The 25,291-nt window shown below is 66.5% G+C and carries 15 protein-coding genes; 7 read left to right on the top strand and 8 right to left on the bottom strand.

What is annotated here, in order from left to right; all coding sequences use genetic code 11:
• Positions 1 to 2: 2 nt before the first annotated feature.
• Positions 3 to 1,598, bottom strand: coding sequence for an HAL/PAL/TAL family ammonia-lyase (locus BMZ02_RS08355; RefSeq protein WP_091642162.1), 1,596 nt, complete (start codon positions 1,596 to 1,598; stop codon positions 3 to 5).
• Positions 1,599 to 1,718: 120 nt separating this feature from the next.
• Positions 1,719 to 2,213, bottom strand: a complete 495-nt coding sequence (locus tag BMZ02_RS08350) for a copper chaperone PCu(A)C (RefSeq protein WP_171909861.1) — start codon at positions 2,211 to 2,213, stop codon at positions 1,719 to 1,721.
• A gap of 102 nt (positions 2,214 to 2,315) precedes the next feature.
• Between BMZ02_RS08350 and BMZ02_RS08345 the strand changes: the two genes are divergently transcribed.
• Complete coding sequence (locus BMZ02_RS08345) at positions 2,316 to 2,717, top strand: DUF423 domain-containing protein (RefSeq protein WP_216110762.1); 402 nt, start codon at positions 2,316 to 2,318, stop codon at positions 2,715 to 2,717.
• 209 nt (positions 2,718 to 2,926) lie between these two features.
• The gene (locus tag BMZ02_RS08340) at positions 2,927 to 4,246 is read left to right on the top strand and encodes a glycine cleavage T C-terminal barrel domain-containing protein (RefSeq protein ID WP_091642156.1); all 1,320 of its coding nucleotides are present in this window, start codon (positions 2,927 to 2,929) and stop codon (positions 4,244 to 4,246) included.
• Positions 4,247 to 4,357: 111 nt separating this feature from the next.
• Here the strand turns inward: BMZ02_RS08340 and recD are convergent, their stop codons facing one another.
• Genes recD through recC form a run of 3 tightly spaced genes read right to left on the bottom strand, consistent with a single transcriptional unit; the run spans position 4,358 to position 13,061 of the window.
• Positions 4,358 to 6,172, bottom strand: a complete 1,815-nt coding sequence (recD, locus tag BMZ02_RS08335; RefSeq protein WP_091642155.1) for an exodeoxyribonuclease V subunit alpha — start codon at positions 6,170 to 6,172, stop codon at positions 4,358 to 4,360.
• Positions 6,169 to 9,756 (bottom strand): exodeoxyribonuclease V subunit beta, encoded by a 3,588-nt coding sequence (recB, locus tag BMZ02_RS08330; protein WP_216110760.1) that lies wholly within the window; start codon positions 9,754 to 9,756, stop codon positions 6,169 to 6,171. The genes recD and recB overlap by 4 nt, the downstream gene beginning before the upstream one ends.
• A complete protein-coding gene (recC, locus tag BMZ02_RS08325; RefSeq protein WP_091642153.1) occupies positions 9,753 to 13,061 on the bottom strand; it encodes an exodeoxyribonuclease V subunit gamma in 3,309 nt (1,102 codons plus the stop codon). The genes recB and recC overlap by 4 nt, the downstream gene beginning before the upstream one ends.
• 306 nt (positions 13,062 to 13,367) lie before the next feature.
• Here recC and BMZ02_RS08320 point away from each other — a divergent pair, with 306 nt between their 5' ends.
• The 4 genes from BMZ02_RS08320 (at position 13,368) to BMZ02_RS08305 (ending at position 20,182) form a co-directional block, all read left to right on the top strand.
• Positions 13,368 to 16,433, top strand: coding sequence for a sensor domain-containing protein (locus BMZ02_RS08320; RefSeq protein WP_091642150.1), 3,066 nt, complete (start codon positions 13,368 to 13,370; stop codon positions 16,431 to 16,433).
• Positions 16,430 to 17,488: a GGDEF domain-containing protein gene (locus BMZ02_RS08315; RefSeq protein WP_171909860.1), complete on the top strand. Its 1,059-nt coding sequence runs from the start codon at positions 16,430 to 16,432 to the stop codon at positions 17,486 to 17,488. Before BMZ02_RS08320 ends, BMZ02_RS08315 begins: the two co-directional genes overlap by 4 nt.
• Positions 17,489 to 17,713: 225 nt before the next feature.
• Positions 17,714 to 18,775: a hypothetical protein gene (locus BMZ02_RS08310; RefSeq protein ID WP_091642145.1), complete on the top strand. Its 1,062-nt coding sequence runs from the start codon at positions 17,714 to 17,716 to the stop codon at positions 18,773 to 18,775.
• 156 nt (positions 18,776 to 18,931) lie between these two features.
• Entirely contained in the window at positions 18,932 to 20,182 is a 1,251-nt protein-coding gene (locus tag BMZ02_RS08305; RefSeq protein WP_091642142.1) for an EAL and HDOD domain-containing protein, read from the top strand.
• 41 nt (positions 20,183 to 20,223) lie between these two features.
• Here the strand turns inward: BMZ02_RS08305 and BMZ02_RS08300 are convergent, their stop codons facing one another.
• From BMZ02_RS08300 to fmdA, 3 genes are all read right to left on the bottom strand, one after another.
• Complete coding sequence (locus BMZ02_RS08300) at positions 20,224 to 21,858, bottom strand: sigma-54-dependent Fis family transcriptional regulator (protein ID WP_091642139.1); 1,635 nt, start codon at positions 21,856 to 21,858, stop codon at positions 20,224 to 20,226.
• A gap of 98 nt (positions 21,859 to 21,956) precedes the next feature.
• Positions 21,957 to 22,274 carry a zinc ribbon domain-containing protein gene (locus BMZ02_RS19395; RefSeq protein ID WP_091642137.1) on the bottom strand — a complete coding sequence of 106 codons (318 nt, stop codon included), beginning with the start codon at positions 22,272 to 22,274 and terminating at the stop codon, positions 21,957 to 21,959.
• Between the two features lie 80 nt (positions 22,275 to 22,354).
• Positions 22,355 to 23,584 (bottom strand): formamidase, encoded by a 1,230-nt coding sequence (gene fmdA, locus BMZ02_RS08290; RefSeq protein WP_091642134.1) that lies wholly within the window; start codon positions 23,582 to 23,584, stop codon positions 22,355 to 22,357.
• 434 nt (positions 23,585 to 24,018) lie between these two features.
• Here fmdA and urtA point away from each other — a divergent pair, with 434 nt between their 5' ends.
• Positions 24,019 to 25,278: an urea ABC transporter substrate-binding protein gene (urtA, locus tag BMZ02_RS08285; protein ID WP_091642131.1), complete on the top strand. Its 1,260-nt coding sequence runs from the start codon at positions 24,019 to 24,021 to the stop codon at positions 25,276 to 25,278.
• Positions 25,279 to 25,291 lie beyond the last annotated feature (13 nt).

The raw sequence follows: 25,291 nt of genomic DNA, 5'->3' as shown, positions 1-25,291 counted from the left end.
ACTCAGTACGGGCCGGCGAAGGCGTCGAGCTGTTCCACCAGCCCGCCGGGTAGCGCCACCCGGGTCGATACCAGCTCGATCTCGTCGTGCAGGGCGCGGTCCGCGTCCAGGGGCGGGGCCATGCGGCGGACCCAGCGGTGCAGCGCCTGCACCGCAGCCGACGGCTCCGTGCCGGCCGTTGCCTCCATCTGCCGGCGCAGGTCCACGGCCTGGGCCACCATGAGGGCGTCGATGGCCAGCAGGTGGTTCAGCAGCTCCAGCAGCCTGGCGCAGCGCCGGGCGCCGATGGTGCCCATGGTGACCACGTCCTGATTGTCGCCGTTGGTGGGGATGGACTGGATGGACGCCGGCGTTGCGTGGGTGCGCATCTCCGCCAGCAGTGCCGACGCCGTCACCTGGGCGCCCATGAAGCCGCTGTGCAGCCCGGCCTCCTGCCCCTGCAGAAACGCCGGCAGCCCCTGGTTGAGGCGCCGGTTGGCGAGCCGGGCGATGCGCCGCTCGGCGTGCACGGCAAGGGTGATCACGCCGTTGGCCAGTGCGTCGGAGGCGAGCGCCACATGCTGGCCGTAGAAGTTGCCGCCGTGCAGGGCGACATCCGCGTCGTCGGGGAGCACCGGGTTGTCGGTGACGCTGTTGAGCTCCGTGTCCACCACGCTGTTGTGCCACGCCAGCTGGTCCGACACGGCCCCGAGGAGCTGGGGCGCGCAGCGCAGGGTGTACGGATCCTGTATGGGCTGGTCGAGCTGCTCCAGGGCGCCGCCTGCCACTGTGGCGCCGTGTTCCGGCGCGGTGACCCAGCCGCTGCCGAGGGTCAGGGACCGCAGCCACCGGTGCAGCCGCTGCTGGCCGTTATGGGGGCGCAGTGCACCGAACGCGGGATCCCAGGCCTCCAGCCGGCCACCCAGCACGTCGGCGTGCCCGGCGGTGAGCAGGGTGCTCCAGCGCAGGGCCCGTTCACACGCCGCGCCGTTGAGCGCCGCGATGCCGGTCATGGCCGAGGTGCCGTTGACCAGCGCGATGGCGTCCTTGCCCTGGGGGTTGAACGGCGTCAGGCCGAGGCGTTCCAGCGCGTCGCCCGCGGGTTCCGGGGCGCCACCCTGGACGCGTATGCGGCCATGACCCATAAGCGCCCCGGCAATGTGGGCCAGCGGTGTGAGATCGCCGCTGGCGCCCACGGTTCCCATGGCGGGCACCACCGGCAGGGCGTCGGCGTTCAGGCAGTCGGCGAGCAGCCACAGGGCGGCCGGGGAGACGCCCGAGTTGCCCTGGGCCAGCGCAGCGACCCGGGCGGCCATGGTGGCGCGCGTCTGGGTGCGGGACAGGGGCTCGCCGACGCCGGCGCTCAGGTGGGCAATGAGGTTGCGCTGGAGCTGCTCCGAGTGGTCACGCCCCACCAGCGTGTCCGCGAGCGGGCCGTAACCCGTGGTTACCCCGTAGATGCGCCGCTGCTCGGCGACGTAACGCTGCAGGCGCTCGTGGCTGGCGACGACGCGCCGGCCGACCGCATCATCGAGATGCAGCGGCTCTCCGTGGGCCACGGCGTCGATGTCCGTGTGGGTCAGTCCGTCGCGGCCGAGGTTGCAATAGGTGCGATCCATGTGTACCTGTTTTGTATAAACAATGTACAGGTACAGTAGTCGGATTGTCGGGCAGGGTAAAGCGCTGGAGTGCGGAAGCGGGAACGGCGCCGCAGAACCGTCCCCGCGCACCGTGCCCGATCAGTGGTCGCCGTGATGGTCACCATGGTGATCGTGATGGTCGTCATCGGCTTCGCCGTCGGGGCCGTGTCGCAGCACCGGCGCCACCACCTCCTGGGTGTGACCGTCGGCGAAGATCAGGGTGAAGGCGACCTCGTCGCCTTCCTTCAGGGGGTCGCCGTGCCGATCCATGAGCATCACGTGGTAACCGCCGGGCTCGAGAACGGCCTCGCCACCGGCGGGGATCACCAGCTCCTCCCGGTGTTCCATGCGCATGGTGCCGTCTTCCTCGACGCTCTCGTGGATCTCCAGGTGGCCGAACAGGTCGCTCTCGGCGTCCACCAGGCTACGGTCGGTGTCGGAGGGGTTCTCGATGCGCATGTAGCCCGCCGCGTTGTCGGCCACCGGTGGCATCTCACGCACCCACGGGTCGTGGATGACCAGGTCCGAGTCGGCGGCAAGGGGCGAGGCGGCCAGGATGGCCAGGGTGAACAGAGCCGTGTTCAGGTGTCTCATGGTCGGGTGCAGTCCTTCTTGCATTGGAAAGGGAATCCGGTGTTCGCGCTGCGGTATCGTACAAGCCTTTCTCAAATCCATGCCAGCAAACGGGAGTGATCCGTGCGTTTGATACTCATTGTGGGCGCCGTTCTGGGACTACTGTCGGTGATGATCGGGGCATCGGCGGAGCATGCGCTGCGGCCCCGGGTGGATGACGAGGTCTTCCGCTACATCATGACGGCCATCCGGTATCACCAGATCGGCGCGTTGGTGGTCACCGCCATCGGTCTCGCCCTGCTGGCGCCGCTGGGGGACGCGGTCCGGCGGGCGTTGGCCGTGAGTGGCTGGCTGTTCACCCTGGGCACCGTGCTGTTCAGCTTCAGCATTTATCTCTCGGCGTTGCTGGGAATGCCGTGGCTCACGGGGATAACGCCCGTGGGCGGCACAACGCTGATGATCGCCTGGGCGTTCCTGATCCGGGCCGGCTGGCTCGGATACCGGCACGCTGACGCCCCCGGGTAACGCGACGACGTTCCCGGAAAACTCCCAACGCCCCGTTCCGCGGCGTTTTTTTCGTTATGTCGTGGGTGCAAAAAGGGGTGTCGCACCTGAGTGCCCGCGGCGGTTCGCACCGGCATAGCATCCCTCTCAGTGACGGCGGTTTCAGCCGTCACCGGCAGCCCCGCGTTGCCCGACTGGTGTGACACGATCCATGGCGAGGGAGTCCAGACATGGCCGACAGCAGCAAGATCAACTATCAGGACACGGTCGACCAGCGTGACCGGAACGTCCCCATCAACCTTCGCCAGACCGGCGACCCGGGCATCGAGATGCTCATCTCCAACCGGGTGCGGAAGTCGGCGTACTGGCACCTGTCCTGTGAGGCCGGCTGCTGGCGGGCAACCGTGTACAACCGCATGTACCACCCGCGCGGCTACGTCCGCCCCGAGGACGGCGGCGCCATGGTGGAGTACCGGGCGCTGGTCAACGATGTGACGCTCTGGAACGTGGCCGTGGAACGGCCCATCCGGGTGAAGGGGCCGGACGCGGAGGCGTTCTGCAACTTCGTGTGCACCCGCGACATCACCCGCGTGCCGCCCATGAAGGGGCGCTACGTCATTCTCTGCAACGAGCAGGGCAAGGTGCTGAACGACCCGGTGATGCTGCGGCTTGCCGAGGACGAGTTCTGGTTCACCATCAGCGACTCCGACCTGATGCTGTGGTTCCAGGGGGTGAACGTCGGTGGCCGGTTCGACGTGACCATCGACGAGATCGACGTCTGCCCGCTGCAGATCCAGGGGCCGAAGTCCGAAGCGCTGCTGGTGGACCTGGTGGGCGAGGAGATCCGCGAGGTGCCGTACTACGGCCTGATGCAGGCCAAGGTCGGCGGCGTCGACTGCCTCATCTCCCAGACCGGTTTCACCGGTGAGAAGGGCTACGAGGTCTACGCCTACGATTCCACCGTGCACGCGGAGCAGGTGTGGAACACCATCCTGGAAGCGGGCGAGAAGCACAACCTGATGGTGATCGCCCCGGCCCACCACCGGCGCATCGCGGCCGGGATTCTCTCCTTCGGCCAGGACATGGACATGGAGAGCAACCCGTTCCAGTGCTACCTGGGCCACATGGTGCCCAAGTCCAAGGAGGCGGACTACATCGGCAAGAAGGTGCTGGAGGAAACGCGGGAACTGATCAACGCTGGCAAACCGCCATTCACCCACACGCTGGTGGGGCTGAAAGTCGGCGGCAAGCCCATCGAGGATTACGCCCCGGATTTCTGGCTGATCAGTGACCACGCCAGCGACGACCCGATCGGCTGGATTACCTCGCCCTGGTATTCACCGGAGCTGGAGACGAACATCGCCATGGCCTACGTGCCGGTGGAGAAGTCGGCTCTGGGCACACAGCTGCGGGCCTGGCTGCCGGAGGAGTACCAGAACTATCCGGGCTACCCGGAGCACGCGGAGGTGGTGCAGATGCCCTTCCGGCCCTCGGTGAACATGAGTTCCCGCGAGCGGGCGCATTCCGAAGGGCGGGACTACGCCTACTGATGACCTGACGGCGGCGGTCGGCCAATATGCGCCGACCGCCGTGCCTCTAACCCTCGATCGACGCTCATGTGGATCGCTCGGCCACCGTAGGGTAGACGTTCACGTCTACCATTACTCGCTCGACCCCCGTAACCGTTCCGCCAGTCCCGACTCCCGGTGGGTCCGCCGCTCGATCCCGGCCTGGAACACCGCTGCCGGACCAACCACCGTGAGCTGCTCCCGCGCCCGGGTGATGCCGGTGTAGAGCAGCTCCCGGGTGAGCACCGGGGTATCCGCCTCCGGCAGGAGCAGTGTCACCCGTGTGAACTCGGAGCCCTGGCTCTTGTGAATGGTCATGGCGTAGACGGTTTCGTGGCCGGGCAGGGCGGAGGGCAGCAGCGAGCGGGCACCTTCGCTGGTGCGGAACCACACCCGCAGGCCGCCGGCCCCGTCGGCGAGGCAGACGCCGGTATCGCCGTTGAACAGGCCGGCGCGGTAGTCGTTCTGCAGCACCATCACGGGCCGGCCGTGGTACCAGCGCTGCTGCGGATCCCGCCCCTGCCGCGCCGCCAGCCGCTCGTGAATGCGTTGATTGAGGTGTTCGCTGCCCGCCGGCCCGACGCGGGTAGCGGTGAGCAGGCGCACGGCTTCCAGGGCGTCCAGGGCGGTGTCCCGGTCGGTCGCCTGTTCCAGGGGCAGGTAGGCGGCCACCATCTGCTCCACCAGGTGGTCAACGTCCACGGTGGTGCCCAGGCGCAGCTCCAGATCGGGCGACTCCTCGGCGCCCACCGCCAGTGCCCCGTCACCCTCGCCGGTGTTGATGGCGGCGGCCAGGCGGCCAATGGCGCTGTCGGCGTGGAAGCGGTGGCTGGTGCGCAGGGTGACCACGTGATCGCCGAGTGCGGATGTGGCACCGGCAGGTGCCGCGTCATCGCCCATCAGCTCGCCCAGGGCGCGGTGCTGATCGGTGGAGAAGGCGTTGACGCCGGCGGCGTCGCAGAGCTCCGCCAGCACCGAGCCGGACTCCACCGAGGCGAGCTGATAACGGTCGCCCAGGAGGATCAGGCGGGCGTGGTCGGGTAGCGCCTCGGCGAGCTTGGCCATCATGGGCAGGTCCACCATGGAGGCTTCGTCAACGATGACCGCATCGGCCGGCAGTGGGTTATCCCGGTGGTGACGCGGCTGCGTGGAGGCCTGGGTGAGCCCGAGCAGGCGGTGGAGCGTGTCGGCGCGGTCCGGGAGCAGCGTGCGCACTGCCTCCGCGTCCGGCAGGCGGTCCAGTCCGGCGCGCACGGACTCGAGCATGCGCGCCGCCGCCTTGCCCGTGGGGGCGGCCAGGCGGATGACCGGCGCCGGGCTCCCCTGCGCCGCTGCGGATTCGATCAGCAGGCGCATGAGCCGCAGCACGGTGTAGGTCTTGCCCGTGCCGGGGCCGCCGGAGATGACCGTGAGCCGGTGGCGCAGCGCCGTGGCCGCGGCCACCGGCTGCCAGTGTGTCTCCCCCGGGTCGACCCAGCTGTAGTCGAACAGGCCGCCATCGCGCGCCAGGCGGGCGGTGTCCACCGGCTCCGGGGGCTGCGCCAGCAGGTGGCCCAGTCGCGCGGCCAGGCGGGTTTCGTACTGCCAGTAGCGCTGGAGGTAGAGGCGCGGGCCGTCGTGGATGAGCGGTGCCGCGTCACCGGGGGTGCCCACCAGCGGGCTGGCGTCGAGTGCCTCCATGAACGCCTCTGCAGGCAACAGCGGCGCTTCACCCGGGATGGCCGGCTCCAGTGTGTCCAGGCGCAGGCAGCTGTGCCCGTCGTTGACCGCACGGCTCGCCAGCACCATGGCCAGGGCCACGGGCTCGGTGCCGCCGTGGCGCAGGCACCAGTCCGCCAGGGCCAGCTCCAGCGGCTGCACATGGCCGGCTGCGGTGCGCTCGCGCAGGCGTTCCATGAACCGGCTCATGCCGCCTCCTCGCCGGCGAAAAGCCGGTCCAGCGCGAGGATGAGATCCGCGGGCGGGCGGTCCGTGAACACGCCGGCCGCGTCCTCGCCGGTCATGCCGCGCACGAACAGGTAGTGCACGCCGCCCAGATGCTCGGCCGGGTCGTAGCCCGGCAGGCTGCGGTCCAGGTGGCGGTGCAGCGCCAGGGTGTAGATCAGGTACTGCAGGTCGTAATGCCCGTGTCGTACGGCCGTTTGCAGGCCATCGGACTGATAGGCCAGGGCGTGCGCGCCCAGGTCGTTGGTCTTGTAATCAACGATGTAATACCGGCCGTCCACGGCAACGATCAGGTCGATGAAGCCGTGCATGAGGCCCCGCAGGGTCTGCGCGCGGCGGTCGGCGGGCAGGGCGGTGGCGTAGCCGGCGGCGCTGAGACGGTCGATCACTGCCGCGACCTGGCTGCCGCTCAGGCCGAGGAAGAACTCCATTTCGCGGCGTTGGTGGGCGTGCGGGATGGAGGCGAGCGGGCCGGTCTCCGGCAGTGGTGCGTGAACGGTCCGGCTCAGCATGCCACCAACGGCATCCAGCAGCGGTGCGGGGCGCTCTGGCAGGGCGATGCCGGCGTTGCGCAGATGGCCTGCCATCCAGTCGTGGTGTGCGTTGGTGGTGGCTCCGGGCAGGGGCCACGTGGCGAAGTCCATGGCCTCCAGCATGTCGTGGATGGCCGTGCCGAACTGCGGCCCGCGCAGCTCGATCTGCTGCGGTGCCGGCTCGGCGCGCTCCGGATCCGGGGCCTCGTCGTCCGCACCGGCGGTATTGGTGGCGTGACGGCTGCCGCTGACCAGCCGGGAGAAGCTGTACACCGACCAGTCCGGCCTGGAGGCGATGGTATCGCCGCGCGGGCCACCCTCGGGTGGGGGCGGCAGGGGCAGGCGCTGGCCGGCGGGCATGGGCTCCGGCAGTGGCTCCACGGCGATGGCGTCGCCCGCACGCCCGGCCAGTTCCTGCAGCCGGGATTCGACTGTCTCCGGGGCGAGCCAGTCCGGGGTTTTCCTGGCGCGGCTCCAGTGATCCGGTGTGGCGCCGTCGGGCCCGTGCAGCAGCCACGCAAGCGCGCCGTTCTCGACACCGGTGGCGGTGCCCCACGGGAGATAGCACGCCTGCTCCGCGCGCGTGAGGGCGACGTACAGCAGCCGTATCGCCTCGGCCCGGCGCTCGCGGATGGCGGGGCCGGCGGCGTCCGCGACGCCGTAGTCGAGACAGGCCCGGTGCTGGTCGTCGTGGAAAGCGAGCGGCGGTTTGTCGGGGGCGCCGGTGGCGCCGAGAAAGGGCGCGAAGGGCAGAAAGACGATGCGGTACTGCAGGCCCTTGACCTTGTGCACGGTGGCGATGCGCACCAGGGCGTCGTCGGACTCCAGCCGCAGCTGCTCCGCCTCGCCGGTCTCGCTCCGGTCGGGGTTGTTGCGGGCGTCGTCGAGCCACTGGATGAGGCCGCTCATGCCGAAGGTCTCGCCGCTGGCGTTCTGCAGCAGTTCGCCGAGCTGCAGGTAGTTGGTCATGCGGCGTTCGCCGTCGTCCAGGGTCAGCAGCCGGGGGGCGGCGGCCTGGAGCAGGGGCTGCAGCATGGCGAGCACCCCGTGGCGGTGCCAGCGCTCGTGGGCAGCCTGGAAGCGCTCCACCAGGGCTTGCCAGGCCCCTTCGTCCTCGGTGAGGGCGATCAGGCCGCTGAGCCGGTAGCCGAACAGCGGCGTGGCCAGGGCGGCGCGCAGGCTGCTCTCGTCCGCGGGGGTGGCGGCGGCGCGGAGCACGCGCAGCACGTCCAGCGCTTCGTCGCTGGTGAAGACGCTGGCCTGGTGCAGGCATACCGCCGCGATGCCGCGTCGGCTCAGGGCCTGCTGGGCCGCGGTGGCCTGCTGGTTGGTGTTCACCAGCACGGCGATGTCCCGTGGGCGCACCGGCGCATCGGCGCCGTCGTCAGTGGTGACCGTAGCCGGGGTGTGCAGCAGTGCATGGATGCGGGTGACCGTGGCCTCCATGAGTGTGTCTTCCGTGGTGCCCTTTCTGTCGTCGCTGCCGTCGAAGGGCCAGATGGTCATGGCGGGCAGCGTGTTGCCGTCCAGCCGGATCACGCGGTCGCCGTCGCGCCGGCCCGCCTTGACCGCCTGGAAGTGAATGCCGGGGATGAGAAAGGCGTCGTCACCGGGTGTCTCGAAGATGGTCTGCACCGCCCGCAACACGTCGCCGGTGGAGCGGAAGTTGGTGTCCAGGTGGTAGCAGCCGTCGGCGTCCCGGGCGGCATCCAGGTAGGCGAATACGTCGCCGCCGCGGAAGGCGTAGATGGCCTGCTTGGGGTCGCCGATCATGAGCAGGCCGCCACGGTCGCGGCCCCGGTAGATGCGCTGGAGGATAGCGTACTGCAGCGGGTCGGTGTCCTGGAATTCGTCCACCAGCGCCCAGGGCCAGGTCTCGTGCAACGCGGCGGCCAGGTGGTCGCCGCCGTCGGGGTCGGTAATGGCGTCGTGGAGCGCTTCGATCATGTCGGCGAAGCTGAACTGCCGGCGGTCCCGCTTGCGGCGCAGGCTCTCCGTGCGGACCGTCGCCAGGGCGTCGCGCAGGGCGGCGAGGCGGCCCAGGGGCTGCAGGGCGGCGAGCTCCCCGGTGAGCGGCAGGGAGTGCGGCTGGCACCACTTGTCCGCCGCCGCCTTCTTGATGTGCTTGCGCACGCCGGTTGGGTCGCCGAGATCGGCCAGCCAGCCGGGCAGGGCAACGTGGCCTGCGGTGGTGCCGGCAATGCCGTGATCAAGCAGGGTCACGACCGCGTCCATGCCGCCATGGGTCTCCACGGCCTTGTGCAGGTCGCCGCTCTTGAGCAGTGCACCCTCGGCTTCCGCCCGCAGCAGCAGGTCGCGCAGGGCGTCCCCCTCGGTCTGCCAGCGTTGGCGCACGGTATCGGTCTGCGCCTGAATGGTGGCCTGATCCGGCCCGGCGAGGATGACATGGGGTTGCTGCAGCGCCGGCCGCAGCGCGTCGAAGAGCGTCTCCGGGCTGCTCCAGAGCTGCAGAAAGGCGTTGGCCCGGGCGGTGGGCTCACCGATGGTCTGGCTGCGCCAGTAGTCGGCGGCGGTCTCGCGGAACAGGGCGGTGTCGTCCACCTGTTCGCCGCGGTCGAAGGGCAGGCCGCCGTCGAAGGCGTTGTCGGCCGCCGCCTGCTGGGCAAAGCCGTGGATGGTGCTGATGGTGGCCTCGTCCATGCGCGCGGCGGCGTCCCGGAGGCGGCGGGCGAGAGCGGGGCGCTCGTCGTCGCTGGCGGCAAGTATGTCCAGGGTCAGGGCGTCCTCGGGATGGTCCGGGTCGGCAATGGCCGGATCCGTGGCAATGCGTGCGGCCGCCACCAGGCGCGCGCGGATGCGCTCGCGCAGCTCCTGGGTGGCGGCGCGGGTGAAGGTCATTACCAGGATTTCGCGGACCGTGAGGCGCTGCTCCACCAGCAGCCGCAGGTACAGCCCCGCCAGGCTGAACGTCTTGCCGGTGCCGGCGCTGGCCTCGATGAGGCGCAGCCCCTCCAGCGGCATGGTGCGCGGATCGAATGGCGTGCCTTTGCTCACGATGGGGCCTCCACGGGCAGGAGTGTTTCAACCATGGGGCCGCAGACCTGCGCCGCCAGCCGGCAGAAGGCGCTGGATCGGGCGTCGTCACCCAGCAGCGTCGGCGGGGGCGCGACCAGCGGGAACCATGGGTCGTTGGCCAGCTCCCAGGCGGGGAACCAAGTGCCGGCAAGGTAACCGTTGCGGTCCTCCAGGGCGGCCTGGGCCTCTTTGGGCTTGCTGGTCCAGTGCGGGCTCTGCTTCTCCATGAAGGTGGTGGCAAGCCCGGGCATGAAGCACAGGGGCTGCTGCCGGGCCTGGTCGTGGACGTCCACCAGCGACTGCAGCAGCGCCAGGGCGTGGGGTTGCTCCACCTGCGCGCCGAGGATCTGAACAGTGCCGTTGGCGAGGCCGGCGCAGCGCAGGCTGCCGGGGGCGCCACTGGCGGCAAGCGCCAGGTAGTCGATCCAGTCCGCCAGTCGGTGGTTGGCGCGCAGTGTGCCGGGCCGGGTGCGGCGCAGGCCGTCCGGGCGGGCGTCCGCCAGCCTGCCGGCGAGTCGCCGGCCGTCGGGCAGGGCGATGTCCACGGCCACCGGTGTGGGTTCCGGGTACTCGGCGTGCCACTGCTGCCACACGGGCAGTAGCGGGTTGATCTGCTCGACTTGCTCCCGGTAGACACCCAGATCCAGCGGCGGGGGCGGGAGCACGCCGCGGGCCCGCAGCACCGGGCCGGGGGCGAGGGGTAGCGCTTCACCGCTGCTGCAGGCCGCCGTGAAGAGTTCGTGGCGCAGCTGGTGGGCGGTGAGGCCGTCCAGGGCGCGGGGTTCGTCGTCGTCCACCGCGGCGTCGTCCCGTTCCAGGCGCAGCCGCAGGCAGTCCCGCAGGAAGTGCCGGGCCGGGTGGTCCAGGATCCGCTTGAGGTCGTCCAGGGCGATGACCGGCTCCGGGTCGGGTGTGAGGCCGGCATCGTCCACGAACGGTTGCGGTTCGTCGCGGGTCTCGTGCATGGCGAGGGTGGCAGGGTGCCAGTCGCCCTGGAAGGTGAAGACGGCCGCATCGGCGCTGCTGAAGTAGCGCGGGCTGAAGGGCTGCATGGGCTGGGTGGTGACCAGCCGCTCGCCGGCGGCGCGGCGGGTGTGATCCGGGAAGTGGTGGCGGTGCAGGAAGTCGAGCAGCTCGCCCACCACCGGGGCGGGCTCCAGTGTCTCCCCGGAGCGCACGTCCTGGCCGGTGTAGCTTACGTAGAAGACATCCCGCGCCGCCATGAGTGACTGCAGGAACAGCAGCCGGTCGTCGTCGCGCACGCTGGCGTCGCCGGTGCGCGGGAAGCGGCGGATCAGGTTGAAGCTGCGGTTGCGCTCCTGCCGGGGGAAGGCACCGTCATTCATGCCCAGCAGGGCGATCATGCGGTAGGGCAGGGCGCGCAACGGCATCAGGCCGCAGAAGGTGATGCCGCCCCCCAGGAAGGGCTGGCGTTCGCCGCTCTCCTGGAGCGCCCCGCCGACCGCTTCGCGTACGGCCTCCCAGCCCAGGGGCTCGTCGCCGAGGCTGCGGTGCGCCTCGGCCAGTACGCCCACGGCATCGTGTACCGCCTCCAGTGCGGCGCGCTCGTCGGCGTCGTCGCGGTCGGACAGAAACAGGGTCTCCATGATGGCGTTCAGGCGCTGATGCCATGAGTCGGCCGGTGCGGGCTCGGTCATGGTGTCGCGCCACTGGCGCAGGGTGTCCACCAGCAGCCACAGGCGCCCGAGGGCATTGGTGCTGCCACCTTCCAGGTCCGTCCACGGGGCGACGCCTGCCACCAGGGTGTCGTCCCGGGACTGGGCCAGCCCCAGCAGCAGGCGGTCGAGCCCGAAGCGCCAGGTGTTCTGATCCCAGGACCCGGCGCCGTGCTGGGTGCGCGTGTCCGCGTCCAGCCCCCAGCGCACACCGGCCTGCTGCAGCCAGTGGCGCAGCAGGTCCAGGTCGCCGTCGTCGAGACCGAACCGCCGCTGGACGGCGGGCACGGCCGCCAGCGCCAGCACCTCCGACGCGCTCCAGCGTGACAGGGGCAGGTTGAGCAGCGCGTTCACGGTCAGGGCGATGGGGTGGCTGCTGAGCCGTGGCTGGTCGGAGACGGTATAGGGCAGGCGCTGCCGGTTGTCCGGGTTGCCGAAGACGCTGTGAATCGCGGGCGCATAGGCGGCCACGTCCGGCAGCATCACCAGGATGTCGCGGGGCTGCAGCGTGTCGTCGGCGGCCAGGCGGTCGAGGATGTGGTCGTGGAGCACCTGCACCTCCCGCAGGGGCCCGTGGCAGGCGTGCAGTTGCAGGGAGGCGTCGTCGGCGTCGCTGCCCCTGACCGCCGGGGTTGCGTCCATGCGGATGACGCCGGACTGCAGCCGGTGCAGCAGGGTGGCGTCACCCGGAGGGTCGTAGGCCAGGGCGTCGCCCAGTTCCGGCTCCTGGATGGCGGCCAGTTCATCGGCATAGAGCACGCGCAGGAAGTCACGCGCGGAGTGGCCGAGGCTTGCCAGCAGGGGATGCCCCTGGGTAATGGGGGCTTCGCCCGGCTCGGTGCCCGGCTCCGGTGCGGCGAGCACGCTCACCGGCTGCCGCTGGATGTCGCCCCAGTAGAGATCGCTGGGGTTGGGGAGCAGGTAGTGGACGTCGATCTCCCGGCCCAGGGCGTAGAGCAGGCGCAGGTAATCGGGGGGCAGGTTCATCAGCCCGAAGCAGTAGACCCGGGCCGGCCAGTGGCTGCGATCCAGCGCTTGGCCGGTTTCCACCGCCTGGATGAACTCTTCGAGCAGGCGCGCCCGGTGGCGCTCGGTGAGGGCGCCCACCAGTGCCCGCCAGATGGGCGCCTGCCAGTCCGCCGGGCTGCGCTGCTCCCCTTCGCCGCGTTCCCACGCAAGCAACATGTCGCGCCGGTAGATCAGGTACTGGTCGAAGACATCCGCAAGTTGGTCGGCCAGCTGCAGGCGGCGAAGCTCCCGGGGTGTGCCGTCCAGGTAGCGGGCCACGCGCGGTTGCGATGCGGCGATGCGCGGCAGTAGCGCATACAGGTGCCAGCGCAGGTTGCCGCGCTCGAATGCGGAGCTGTCCGGTGTCTCCGGCAGGCTGCCCCCGAGGATGTCCCAGACGAACTTTGCCGGCAGGGGCAGGGCAAGGTTGGCGGCCACGCCCTCGCTTTCCGCCAGTTGCATCTGCAGCCAGCGCCCGACGCTGCGGTTGGGCACGAGCACGGTGTCCGGAGCCAGTGGCGCCGCCGGCTGGCGCTGGCGCAGCACCGCCAGCAGCTCCGCAAGCCGGATCTGATCATGATGGTGGTAGAGATGGAACATGGCCGTCCTTTTCTGCTTGCCGTGCAGTGAACCACAGCCCGTCGCGTTCCTGCCATAAACGCACGGATTACGTCTCGGTCAGCAACACGGTGATCGGTGTGGTGCTCCTGCTTGCCGGCGCCTGGCTGTCGGTGGCCCTGCCGGGAATGACGTGACACCCGGCGAGGCCGTGTTGGTCCGGCGGTGCGCTCCGGGGTTGCCGATGATGTGAACAGGCAGATGGTTTACACCTTGTGCTCCGTGATCTAGTAACAGCCGAAGGGCATTTGGCCGATAACACGGGTGCCAGGCTTGCGAGCGGTGGACATGAGCGGTGAAAACGGGAGCGGCTGGCTGTATGAGCTGGCGGACGTGGTTGATGAGGTTTTCTGGGTGTCCGGGCGCAACAGCGACCAGGTGCACTACCTCAGCCCGGCATTCGAGCGCCTTTGGGGGATGCCACGGGAGCGGGTCTATGCCGAGCCGCGTGCGTGGCTGGAGGCCGTGCACCCGGATGACCGGGGGCGTATCCGCCGCGCCACCGATGTCGGTGCGACGGACGAGTACGAGCAGGAGTTCCGCATCGTGGACCCCGCCGGCCGGGTGCGATGGATCATGGAGCGCGGGGCGCCGGTGCGCGACCGGGAAGGCAGTCTGCTGCGTTTTGCCGGAACGCTGCGGGACATCACGCGCCGGAAGCAGGCCGAGGAAGCGCTGAAGGAGAGCCAGCGGAAGTTCGAGACGCTGGTGAGCAACATGCCCGGGGCGGCCTGGCGTTGTCGCAACGATGCCGACTGGACCGTGGAGTACATGAGCGCGGGGGCCGAGGCGGTGTTCGGGTATCCCGCTGACGCATTCATCAACGGTGAGGTCACGCTTGCCGGGATTATCCACGGCGACGATATCGCATTCGTGCGCAAGGCGGTGGAGCAGTCGCGCACGTCCGATCGCCCCTACCAGGTGAATTACCGCATCTGGCGGACCGATGGCTCCCTTGGCTGGGTGCGTGAACAGGCCCGGTTCGTGGGGTCTGGCGACCGGATCGAGGGGGTCATCGTCGACCTGACCGAGCTCAAGCGCAAGGAGCTGGCGCTGCAGAGCAGCGTCCGCGCCCTGCGCATGTTGAGCCGGTGCAATCAGGCGCTGATCCACGCCGATTCCGAGTGCGAGTTGCTGGAGACGGTCTGTGAGGTCGCCGTCGAGGATGGCGGCTACGCACTGGCGTGGGTAGGGCAGGTGGGCCAGGGCACGGGGCAGCTGATCGCCCCCGTGTGCATGCGGGGTGAGGCGCGCCATGGCCCCGGCGAGAGCGGGACATCGTGGTCCACGGAGGCCGCGGAGGCTGGTGATCCGGTGGCGCAGGCGGTCAGGCAGGGGCGCCCGGTGTTCATCGACGATGTCAGCGCGTTGCCGGACAGCCTGCGGTCAATGTACGGGCGAGGTAGCTGCATCTGTCTGCCGCTGCAGGCCAACGGCGCGCCTTACGGCGTGTTCGTGCTGTTGCGGGACGTACCCGCAACACCCACGGAAGAGGAGCGTAGCCTCCTGCGCGAGCTGGCCTCGAACCTGGAGTTCGGGTTGCAGGTGCGGCGCGTGCAGGAGCGGGAGTCGCGACTGGAACGGGTGCTCGGGGGTGTGGGGGCGGCGGTCCCGGGCCGTTCCAGTGGCGAATTCTTCGAGCAGCTCGTGCTGGCCATGACCGAGGCGCTGGATGCTGACGTCGGCGCCATTGCGCGGTTCGTGGACGGTGAGTTGTGGATGAGCGCACCGGTTGCCACGGCCGTGGACGGGGAGATCGTCGAGGGGGAGGTGTATCCGCTCCAGGGAACGCCCTGCGAGGCCTATACGACACGGAAGGAGTGCGTGTACGCCGCCGACGTCGCCTCGGCGTTTCCCGCGGATGCCATGCTCCGGGAGCTGGACGTCGAAGGGTATGTTGGCCATCGCCTGGACGCCGCGGACGGGAGGCCTGTCGGTCTGCTGTTCGTGCTGTACCGCCGGCCGGTGGACGATCCACAGGTCGCCCTGTCCGTTCTTCGGCTGGTGGCAACCCGGGCCGTGGCCCAGCTGGAGCGTATGGATGCGGAAGAGCACATGCGGGCGCTGGCTTATCACGATCCCACCACGGGGCTGGCCAACCGGGCCGCGTGCATGGCGCACCTGGCCGAGCACCTGGATGGCGCATCGGCGGCGACCGCCTCCAGCCTGCTGCTCGTCTCCATGAACCTGCGGCGCTTCAAGGACGTGAACAACTCGCTGGGGCATTCCGCGGGCGATGATCTGCTGGCGCAGGTGGGCATGCGGCTGCAGTCCTCGATAGAGCCGGGGGAGTTCCTCGCCCACCTTGGCGGCGACGAGTTCGCCGTGGTGGCGGCCGGCGCTGACCGTGACGACGTCCCACGATTGCTGCAGCGTCTGCGCAGCGTTTTCCGGGTGCCGTTCCAGGTTGGTGGGATGGGGCTTTCCATGGACGCCACCGCGGGCGTTGCCGTGGCGCCGGATGATGGTCACACGGCCATGGAGCTGCTGCAGCATTCCGACATCGCGCTGCATCAGGCGAGAAAGGAAGGCGCGGACTACTGGCTTTATGATCACGCCCTGTTCGACGCCCTCAACGCCCAGTTGCAGCTGGCCCGGCGCCTGCGCGATGCCCTCCGGCGCGACACGCTCGAGATGCACTACCAGCCCCAGCTCGACCTGCGTACCGGGACGTTGATCGGTGTGGAGGCGCTGCTTCGCTGGAACTGTCTGGAGGAAGGCTGGATACCACCATCGCGGTTTCTGCCGGTGGCGCAGCAGCGCCAGATGATGGGAGCGGTGTTTCAGTGGGTGCTGCGTTGTGTGGCCCGGGACCTGGCGGCCTGGCGGGCGGCAGGGCACGCCTTGCCTCCGGAGGTTTCCGTCAACGTCGCAGCGGAACAGCTCCACGATGTCAGCCTGGTGGAGCAGGTGGATGGGGTGATTCAGGAATATGGCCTGCCGCGGGGGGTTATCGCCGTGGAGGTGACGGAGACCGGAATCATGCGTGATCCGGAGACCGCGGCCGCACTGGTGAACCGCCTGCGGGCGCGGGGCAGCAGTGTTGCCATCGATGATTTCGGGACGGGCTACTCCTCGCTCAGTTACCTCAAGAACCTGGCCGCGGACACGCTCAAGATCGATCTTTCGTTCGTGCTCGGCATGCTGGATGATCGCAGTGACCACGCCATTGTTGGCACCATTATCGCCATGGCCCACGCGCTGGAGATGAACTGCATTGCCGAGGGTGTCGAAACCGAGGGACACCGTGAAGCGCTCCTGGAGATGGGGTGTGAACGGGGGCAGGGGTATCTGTTCGGGCGCCCGTGCCCGCCGCAGGCGTTCGCCGCCGAATGGCTGGAGCGCACCTCGTGAGCGGGCGGGTCCATAAGCCCGAGCCCGACGACGGTCTTTCCATGCTTGACGATCACCGGGAGATCCGCCGCCGGCGCTCGACGCTGCAGGCGCTGCTCGTTTTCACGCTGGTTGCCGTGGCCACCATATTCCCTTACGCCCTGGCGCAGGGGCTCGTGGTTCTTCCCATCGCCCACACGGTGGTGTTTCTGACCTGTGCCGGTCTGTTTCTGGCCAATCGCCGGGCCGTGCCGTACGTGCCGCTGGCCGTGGTGTACCTGGTCGTGATCATCACGGTGATGCTGATGCTGATCACGCGGCCCGACGTCCACCCCGTGAGCTACGTCTATCTCCCGGCCATTCCCGTCTTCAGCTACATCCTGCTCGGGCACCGGGGCGGCCTGCGGATGACGCTGGGGGCGTTGATCGTCGGCACTGGCGCGTTCGTTCTGGGCGCGCAGCGTGTGCCCGAGCTGCTGACGGCCGACGTGGCCGTCGACCTGGTGACCGTCACCCTGGTCATGTTCGTGCTCTGCCATTTCTGGTTCCGCAGCCAGCACCGGGCCAACAGCGCCATGCTGAAGGAGTCACTGTCCGACTCCCTCACCGGGCTGTACAACCGCCAGGCACTGGAACGGATGATGCTGCGCGAGCACGACCGGTACCGGCATGACGGACACGTCCTCTCCGTGATCCTCATTGATCTGGACCATTTCAAGGACATCAACGACCGCTTCGGCCATGACGCCGGTGATCGGGTGCTTGTCCACGTGGCGCGTCTGTTGAAGATGCAACTGCGCCGGGCCGATGTGGCGTTCCGCATGGGCGGTGAGGAGTTCGCGGTGCTGTTGCCCGGCACGCCGGTTGATGGCGGCATGAAGGTCGCTGAACACATCCGCAAGGGGATCAAGGCCCGTCCTGCCTGGTGGCAGGGGGAGCGCATTCACCTGACCATGAGCGCCGGCGTTGCCGAACTCGGGCTGGATGGACGCACCTGGACGGACCTCTACCGCATCGTTGACGCCAGGCTGTATGACGCCAAGAACCGCGGGCGTGACCGGGTGGTCGGCCGCTGACCCGGGCTCGTCCCGTTTCTGTCTTCTCCACATGAATCCCTCCCCCGTCGCGTCTCCCGGCGCGCCAGACGCGCGCGCACCCCTCCACCGGGTGTAAGGCGGATGTAAGCCGTGGGCCCCTATGCTCCCTCACACCTTGGCGGAGTTGTGCGCCAAGGGGGGGACAGCTCGCCTTACAGCGCCGGACGGAATACGGACTCCGTCCGCACCGTGGAGAACAATGTCATGAAGAACGAACGATCCTGGAATGCGTACAGCATGGTTGCGTTACCCGCCTTGACCGCGATCGCCCTGAGCACCTCAGGCTGCCTGGGTGGGGGGAGTAGCAGTAGCTCCGGAGGGGGAGGCAGTGGCCTGGCGGATTTCGTCTCCGCCGCCGAGATTTACGAGGGCGATTACAGTGGCCCTGAGGACCTGGTGGAGCTGGACACCGTCGACACGGCAGCACAGGCGATGGACCTGGCCTACCTGTCCGAGCGTGCGGAGGCGGTCATCTTCACCCTGGAACAGCTGGTTTCCGGGGTCGACCCCGAGGATACGCCCGTCACAATCCCTGGAGACCGTCCAGACGTCGACCCCCCCGGGACGCTGGTGTACGAGAGTTCGGGAGACGCCGATGGCTTCAGCGAAACCTGGACCATGGAGGGCACGTACGGCTTCTGCACCGAGAAGATGGACACGAGCGGGCCTGTCTGCATCATCGGTGAGGTCGCGCGGGAGGAGACGTTCGAGTCTTCCGGAGGCTCGGTGACTGTGGCGAGAGCGGAAACGTCGTTCGATGGACTGAAAGCGACATTCCGGGGCGGCAAGATCGAGATGACCGGTATCGAGCTGGCGGCCGGGGACTCCTCGTCAAACGAGAACAGAACCGCCATGGCCGTGGACCTGGTGTTCACAAGTGATGACGACAAAGGCATTGAAGAAGCGGAAATACGGCTGCTCTGGGACCAGCAGGCGACCGGTGTCGATATCCATAATCAGCAGGATTTTTCCCGCACCAGCACCATGGACATTGCCACGCCGCTGCTCGGTGGCCGCATCGAGGCCGAGCAAACGCATACCCAGGGTCAGAACGGGTTCTTCGAGGATTTTACCTGCACGAATGGCCTGTTCGGAAACGACTACGAGGATGCCGCCAGCGGGCGTGTGACCATGACCCACGATGGCCCCGAGATCGTCGCAGACCTCAATGCAACGGGCGAGTGCGAGAAGTTCGTGATCTCGGGGGGGCAGTCTGGTACCGCCACCCTCCTGGACACGCTGTTCACCGGCAAATCCGGCAATTGATCCATTGATCCGGCAACACGGCCGCTGGCGGCATTCCGCCGCCAGCGGAGACCGCGCCGGCGTGCCCCTTCCCTGCTCACCCCTTTACCCGGCCACACCCGGAAAGGCACCCTTACCAGTGCCTACATTGGGGCTGCATCTGGCAGGAGCCCGCCTATGACCAACTCAGCGAATGCTGACGACATCATGGTCGGGCGACAGCCCATTTACGACAGAAAGCTGAACACCTGGGCCTACGAATTACTGTTTCGCGAGACCGATCAGAATCTGGCCAATGTGACCGACGGTGACAGGGCTACCAGCCAGGTGCTCTACAACGCATTCGTCGAAATCGGCATTGAGGCAATTACGGGCCGGAAGAAAGCGTTCGTCAATCTCACCACGTCGTTCATTCACGGCCATTACCCGTTGCCATCCACGCCGGATCTTCTTGTCCTCGAAGTGCTTGAGGATGTGGAGCCGTCGGAGCGCCTGCACGAATCCATCGCCGGCCTGAAGGCGCGCGGCTATCAGATTGCGCTGGACGACTTCATCTACAGCCCGAATCTCGCGGCGTTGGTGGAGCTTGCCGATATCGTCAAGATCGATATCACCCGGCTGACCCGGGACGAGCTGGAGGCCCATGTTGGCATGCTGAGCCGGCCCGGGTTGCTGCTTCTGGCGGAGAAGGTCGAGACTCAGGAAGAGTACCGGCTGTGCAGCACCCTCGGATTCGACCTCTTCCAGGGCTACTTTTTCTGCAAGCCGAATATCGTCAAGGGGAAAAAGATAGCCAATAATCGCCTGTCCCTGCTGCAGCTGCTCGCGGTGCTGCAGAGCGATGATGTCTCCGTTGATCACCTTGAATCGTTGATCACTCAGGATGTCACGCTGTCCTACAGACTGCTTCGGCTCATCAACTCCCCGCACTTTCCGGTGGCCCGGGACGTCGATTCCGTTCGTAACGCGCTGATGCTTCTCGGGCCCCGCAATCTGCGCAGCTGGGTCAGCCTGCTTGCGCTCTCGGGCGTCAAGGACAAGCCGGATGAGTTGGTGCGGACGGCGTCTGTCCGGGCCAGGATGGCGGAAACCCTCGGGCGTGAGACCGGGGACGGCCCCGGGGCGGAAGCGTTCTTTACCGCGGGTCTGTTCTCCACACTCGACGCGCTAACCGATCGCCCGATGGCGGAGCTGGTGGCGGAACTCCCCCTGAGCAAGCCACTGGTGGATGCGTTGCTCGACCGGAGCGGGGCGGTGGGGCGTGTCCTGCAGCTGGTCATCGACTACGAACGGGGCGACTGGGACCGCGTGCAATTGAACGACGGCGGCGTCGCCGCGCGAACACTGCGGGACAGCTACCTGGAGGCGGTCGCGTGGGCCGAGGAGATGGCCACTGCCCTGGTCGAAGAGCCTGTTGATGGGGCTTGATCACCGTGGGGCGTTCATGTGGCGGCCGGCCGTCAAGCGGGTCACGGTTCAAGCTTCAGTTTCTGAATGCGATAACGCAGTTGACGCACGGTGAGGTTCAGTAGCTGCGCCGCCCGGGTTTTGTTGCCGTCCGCTTCGTGAAGGGCCTCACGGATACTCCTGGCCTCCTCCTGGCGAACCCACTCGTAGCGACGACCGGAGTGGATATCGTAGTGCTCGTGGTAACCGCTCGCGAGCGGGTTGGACGTCGGCTCAGCGGACTCCCTGGCGTCGGCTACTTCGGGCAGAAGAACAACCCCTTCGTTGGACAGAATCGAGTGAATGAGATTGTCGTCTATCTGACTCGACTCCGCTGTCAGGACTGCGCGCTCCAGCACATTGATCAGCTGTCGAACGTTCCCCGGCCATGGGAATCTCTCAAGTAATACCAATGCGCCGCGACTCAGTACCGCGTTCCGGTTGTACTGGTGGTTCATTTCGTTCAGGTGATGAAGAGCGATGCGGCGGATGTCCCCGTCCCGTTGTCGGAGAGCGGGCAGCTCGATAGGAACGACGTTGATTCGGTAGAACAGATCGAGGCGGAAATGCCCCCGGTTGACATAATCCATCAGCGGCGCGTGTGTCGCGCTGATGAGCCGGAAATCGACCGGGATGCTACGCGTGGCGCCGATTGGGTCAACTTGCTTTTCCTGAAGCGTGCGCAGGAGCTTGGCTTGCAGGTTGAGCGGCATGTCACCGATCTCATCGAGAAACAGCGTTCCACCGTCCGCAAGGACGAGTTTCCCGGCTTTGGCGTTGGTTGCTCCCGTGAAGCCTCCTTTGACATGCCCGAATAGCTCGGCCTCCTGAAGATCCGCCGGGATCGCGGAGCAATTGATCGAAATGAACGGCTGTTCGCTTCGAGAGCTTTGCTGGTGAATCATGCGCGCGAACTTTTCCTTGCCGGTGCCTGATTCCCCCAGGAGTAGAACCGGAGCTTCCGCGTCCGCCACCTGGTTCGCCTGTTTGAGTGCATCGGTGAGCGCGGGGCTTGATCCTATGATCCCGTGAGCGACGCTATTGTGGACCATCTCTTCCGCGGTCAGGGTGTTGCGTAGCGTCTGGTTCTCCCTAACCAGTTGCGAAGTCTTGTCCTCGACGAACCGGTTGATGCGCAGGACCTGTCCGATCATCGCGCTGGCAACGCGCAACAGGCTGATATCCAGGTGAAAAGGCCGGCCCATGTCTGCTTCTCTCTGAACCGATAGCACACCAATCGGTGACCCGGACTCCATGATGGGGACCGCGATGAACGCAAGTCGGTCGTTCGGCGATACGCCACTGGTTTCCGCGATGCGGCGGACAAAGAGAGGATCATCGTCAACGTCCGGGACGAACCCAATTGACCCGGTTCGCATCACGTGTCCGGTTACCCCTTCCCCCTTACGCAGGTCGAAGCGCCCATGCTCGACATTGGCGTGACATAGCCCGTAGTGGTGATGGATCTCCATGGCTCCGGTGGTCTCGTTGGGAAGAGCGACGCGTCCACAGTTCAGACCGCATAACTGGGACAGGAGCCGTAGAATGCCCTCTATGGTGTTAGCTGGGTCCAGTGGCTTCTCCAGCAGCTTGGAGATCTCGAGGATCGTGACCAGCTCTTCCCGCATGGCCGGTAGTTGGGATGGTTCAGCGGACATTCCGTTCTCCTGGCACAACACATCCGGGGCTTCGGAGCGCGAAAGATCCGAAGCCGGTGAGCGGCCTGATAAGGCCCGCCGCTTTTAGAAGGCGTTTGCTAGTGGCCCAGCATCCAGGGCCGTTTCGGGCGCGTCGTCCGAATCGGGGGCGTTTCGGAGGCGCCTGAGCGGTCTGGTGACGAGGGACTGTTCTGATGGCCACTGCAACAACGACACGATGGTGCGTGCTGACTGCGTTCGTTGGTCTCGTGGGCATGCCGACGGGACTGCGAGAGAGTTGCCAGGTGGGTTGCAGTGATGACGCGTGGACTAGGGGTGCAGCACTGGATGCATGCCTGGTCGTCCCTGCAGGAGCTGCTTGGCACGAGTGCATCGAAATCGCCACAGCTGGGGCAGCGGTAGGTGTATACGGGCATCAGTATCTCCTGGGAGCGTTTGGTCCGTTGGTCCGTTCAAGGAAATGGCGGCCGGACGGGGCCGGCCGCCGGTGTGTGCGTCAGCCCTTCCACGGCGCCATCGGGATGTCGTCCGCTGGTGCCATCCTGGTCGGCCCGTCCGCTGTCGGGGTGATGTCGAAGTCGAAGATCTCGGTTGGAAGGAAGAGCGTCGCGCAGGCGTTCGGAATATCGACGATGCCGCTGATATGCCCCTGCACTGGTGCCGTCCCGAGGATGGCATATCCCTGAGCGCCGCTATAACCGAACTGTTTCAGGTACTCGATGGCGTTGACGCACGCCTGGCGGTAGGCGAGGTGTGCATCGAGATAGTGCTGCTTGCCCGAGTCGGTAACGGAAATCCCTTCGAAGATCAGGTGGTTCTTGTACTCAGGTTGCAGCGGGCTTGGCTGGAAGATCGGGTTCCGCACAGCGTACTTGCGGACACCATCCTTGATGAGGTTCACGCGCACACGGATCCAACCGGCCATCTCGATGGCGCCGCAGAAGGTAATTTCTCCATCTCCCTGCGAGAAATGGAGATCGCCCATGGAGAGCCCCGCCTCCGGCACGTAAACCGGGAAGAAGACACGGGACCCCTTGGTCAGGTCTTTAATGTCACAGTTGCCGCCGTGTTCGCGCGGAGGCACGGTGCGAGCGCCTTCCGCTGCCGCCGCCTCGGCTGCCGTCCCGGTCATGCGGCCCATATGTGCGGTCGGGGCATACGGAGCGGTGGCGAGTTCCGGTACGCGATCAGGATCCGTGTCGATGAGCTCCTGCTCGCGTCGGTTCCACTCCTCAAGAAGTTCCCTGGAAGGCAGGCAGCCGATCAGGCCGGGGTGCATGATACCCGCGAAGTTCACGCCGGGAACGTGACGTGAATTGGCGTAGATTCCATGAAAATCCCAGATCGATTTCCGTGCCTCTGGATACAAGTCAGTCAGGAAGCCGCCCCCGTTCTGAAGGGCGAACATGCCGTTGAAACCCCATTGCTCGTCTTCGAAAGCCCCGATATCGAGGATATCAACGACCAGGAGGTCACCAGGTTCGGCACCCTTAACGCCGATGGGGCCAGTGAGATAGTGCACTTTCGTAAGGTCTACATCGCGAACGTCTTCGGCACTGTCGTTGTTGTTGATCTGACCACCAGTCCAGTCCATGCATTCCAGGGTGAGCTCTGTCCCCGGCTCAACCGTTGTAATCATCGGAATATCAGGATGCCAACGGTTGTGAATGTTGTCGTGTTCGGTGGGGGACTTGGACAGATCGATCTTGATGGTGGTGTCGCTCATCGGGTGCGCTCCTTCTGGGTCGCTGTCGCTTTGGGAAAGCTCGTTGCGGAGACGCCGGAACGGGTGACTCGGCCTGAGCTTCCGCTGCACAACAGATGCAGTAGTTATGCCACCCCCACCAGCAGCAGTGGATTCCCTTTGTAGGGGTTACGTGAACTAAAGTCAGGCCGTCCCTAAACGGTAGTACAGCGGTGACAATGTCGCATTGTCACCGCTGACAATGTGACATTGTCACTGGTAACTGCGGCGGACTTCTCGGCGCCAATGCAGGCTTGGGAGTGGTTGCGCCGGTCTTGGTGGTTTTCAGTTAACATGTTGTTTGCAAAGCCATTCGATGTCGCGAATCCTGGTTTCTGACTGAAGCGGATTTCGGTTGTGGCACGTCCGTTGCTCTTTGTCGCAGCGCATCAATCGCTAACGACAAGGAGCACTCCATGCAAAATTCAACCTGGCGCAAGCGCCTTGCGGTACTGAGCGTCGCCGCACTTGGCGTTACTAGCGCCCTCTCTGCCGGTGCGAATACGGAGTACCCAACAGAGGAGGTCAATACCACCGGTTTGGCGGTGACTGATGACACCGTCGAGGTCGGCATCCTCCACTCCCTCACGGGTACGATGGCGATCAGTGAGACCGGCTCGGTGGAAGCCGAGCAGCTCGCGATTCGCCAGATCAACGAATCGGGTGGTGTGCTCGGACGGCAGATCGAGCCGGTGATTGAGGATGGCGCAAGTGACTGGCCCACCTTTGCTGAGCGCGCATCCAGTCTGCTGGAGCGCGATAACGTTGCTGCGGTGTTCGGTTGCTGGACATCGGCATCACGAAAGGCCGTGCTGCCGGTGTTCGAAGAGCAGAACGGTTTGCTGTTCTACCCGACCTTCTACGAGGGGCTGGAGGCTTCCCCAAACGTCTTTTACCAGGGGCAGGAGGCCACCCAGCAGATCATTGCCGGTCTGAACTGGGTGCACGAGAAGGAGAGCCCCGATACATACTATCTGATCGGTTCCGATTACATCTGGCCTCGGACCTCGCACGCGATTGCTCGCCACCACATCGAGAATGTGCTCGGTGCCGAAGTCGTGGCCGAACAGTACTTCCCCCTCGGCCACACCAATTTCCGTTCGGCAATCAACCAGATTCGGCTCCGCGACCCCGATGTGGTGTACAGCATCATTGCCGGTGACAGCAATGTGTCCTTCTGGTCGCAGATGGATAGCGCGGGGATCAACGCCGATAACCAGACCGTGTTGACAAACTCCGTGACCGAGGACGAGGTCCAGGCCATCGGCGCGAGCAACGTCGAAGGCCATTACTCCGCGATGAAGTACTTCCAGAGCCTGGACAACCCCAACAACGAGGAATTCGTCCGGGAGTTCAAGGAAATGCACGGCGAGGACAGCGTCATTGGCGATGTCACCCAGGCTGCGTATCTAGGCCCCTGGATCTGGAAAAGGGCAGTTGAAAAGGCTGGCTCGTTCGATGTGGACAAGGTCCGTGAAGCCGCTCATGGCATGGAGCTGGATGATGTGCCGGAAGGCTACGTGCGTGTTCACGACGAGAACCAGCATCTCTGGAGCAAGCTTCGCATTGGTCAATGGCAGTCGGACGGGACAGCGAAAGTTGTTTACGAATCCGAACTCATTGAGCCCGACCCGTTTCCCGAAGACGTCGACATCGACATAGACGATTTCGAATAGCGCTGACCCGGTC

It is taken from the genome of Aquisalimonas asiatica (assembly GCF_900110585.1).
GTDB lineage: Bacteria > Pseudomonadota > Gammaproteobacteria > Nitrococcales > Aquisalimonadaceae > Aquisalimonas > Aquisalimonas asiatica.
Note: the sequence above shows the minus strand (reverse complement) of the source record. Positions and strands in the feature narration are given on the sequence as shown.

Excerpts from the sequence above, each read along its gene's own strand:
- BMZ02_RS08310 (WP_091642145.1), top strand. The coding sequence starts at position 17,714 with ATGAAGAACGAACGATCCTGGAATGCGTACAGCATGGTTGCGTTACCC.
- BMZ02_RS19395 (WP_091642137.1), bottom strand. The coding sequence starts at position 22,274 with ATGCCCGTATACACCTACCGCTGCCCCAGCTGTGGCGATTTCGATGCA.
- BMZ02_RS08340 (WP_091642156.1), top strand. The coding sequence starts at position 2,927 with ATGGCCGACAGCAGCAAGATCAACTATCAGGACACGGTCGACCAGCGT.
- BMZ02_RS08320 (WP_091642150.1), top strand. The coding sequence starts at position 13,368 with ATGAGCGGTGAAAACGGGAGCGGCTGGCTGTATGAGCTGGCGGACGTG.
- BMZ02_RS08350 (WP_171909861.1), bottom strand. The coding sequence starts at position 2,213 with ATGAGACACCTGAACACGGCTCTGTTCACCCTGGCCATCCTGGCCGCC.
- BMZ02_RS08305 (WP_091642142.1), top strand. The coding sequence starts at position 18,932 with ATGACCAACTCAGCGAATGCTGACGACATCATGGTCGGGCGACAGCCC.
- BMZ02_RS08300 (WP_091642139.1), bottom strand. The coding sequence starts at position 21,858 with ATGTCCGCTGAACCATCCCAACTACCGGCCATGCGGGAAGAGCTGGTC.
- BMZ02_RS08355 (WP_091642162.1), bottom strand. The coding sequence starts at position 1,598 with ATGGATCGCACCTATTGCAACCTCGGCCGCGACGGACTGACCCACACG.
- recD (WP_091642155.1), bottom strand. The coding sequence starts at position 6,172 with ATGAGCCGGTTCATGGAACGCCTGCGCGAGCGCACCGCAGCCGGCCAT.
- fmdA (WP_091642134.1), bottom strand. The coding sequence starts at position 23,584 with ATGAGCGACACCACCATCAAGATCGATCTGTCCAAGTCCCCCACCGAA.
- recC (WP_091642153.1), bottom strand. The coding sequence starts at position 13,061 with ATGTTCCATCTCTACCACCATCATGATCAGATCCGGCTTGCGGAGCTG.
- urtA (WP_091642131.1), top strand. The coding sequence starts at position 24,019 with ATGCAAAATTCAACCTGGCGCAAGCGCCTTGCGGTACTGAGCGTCGCC.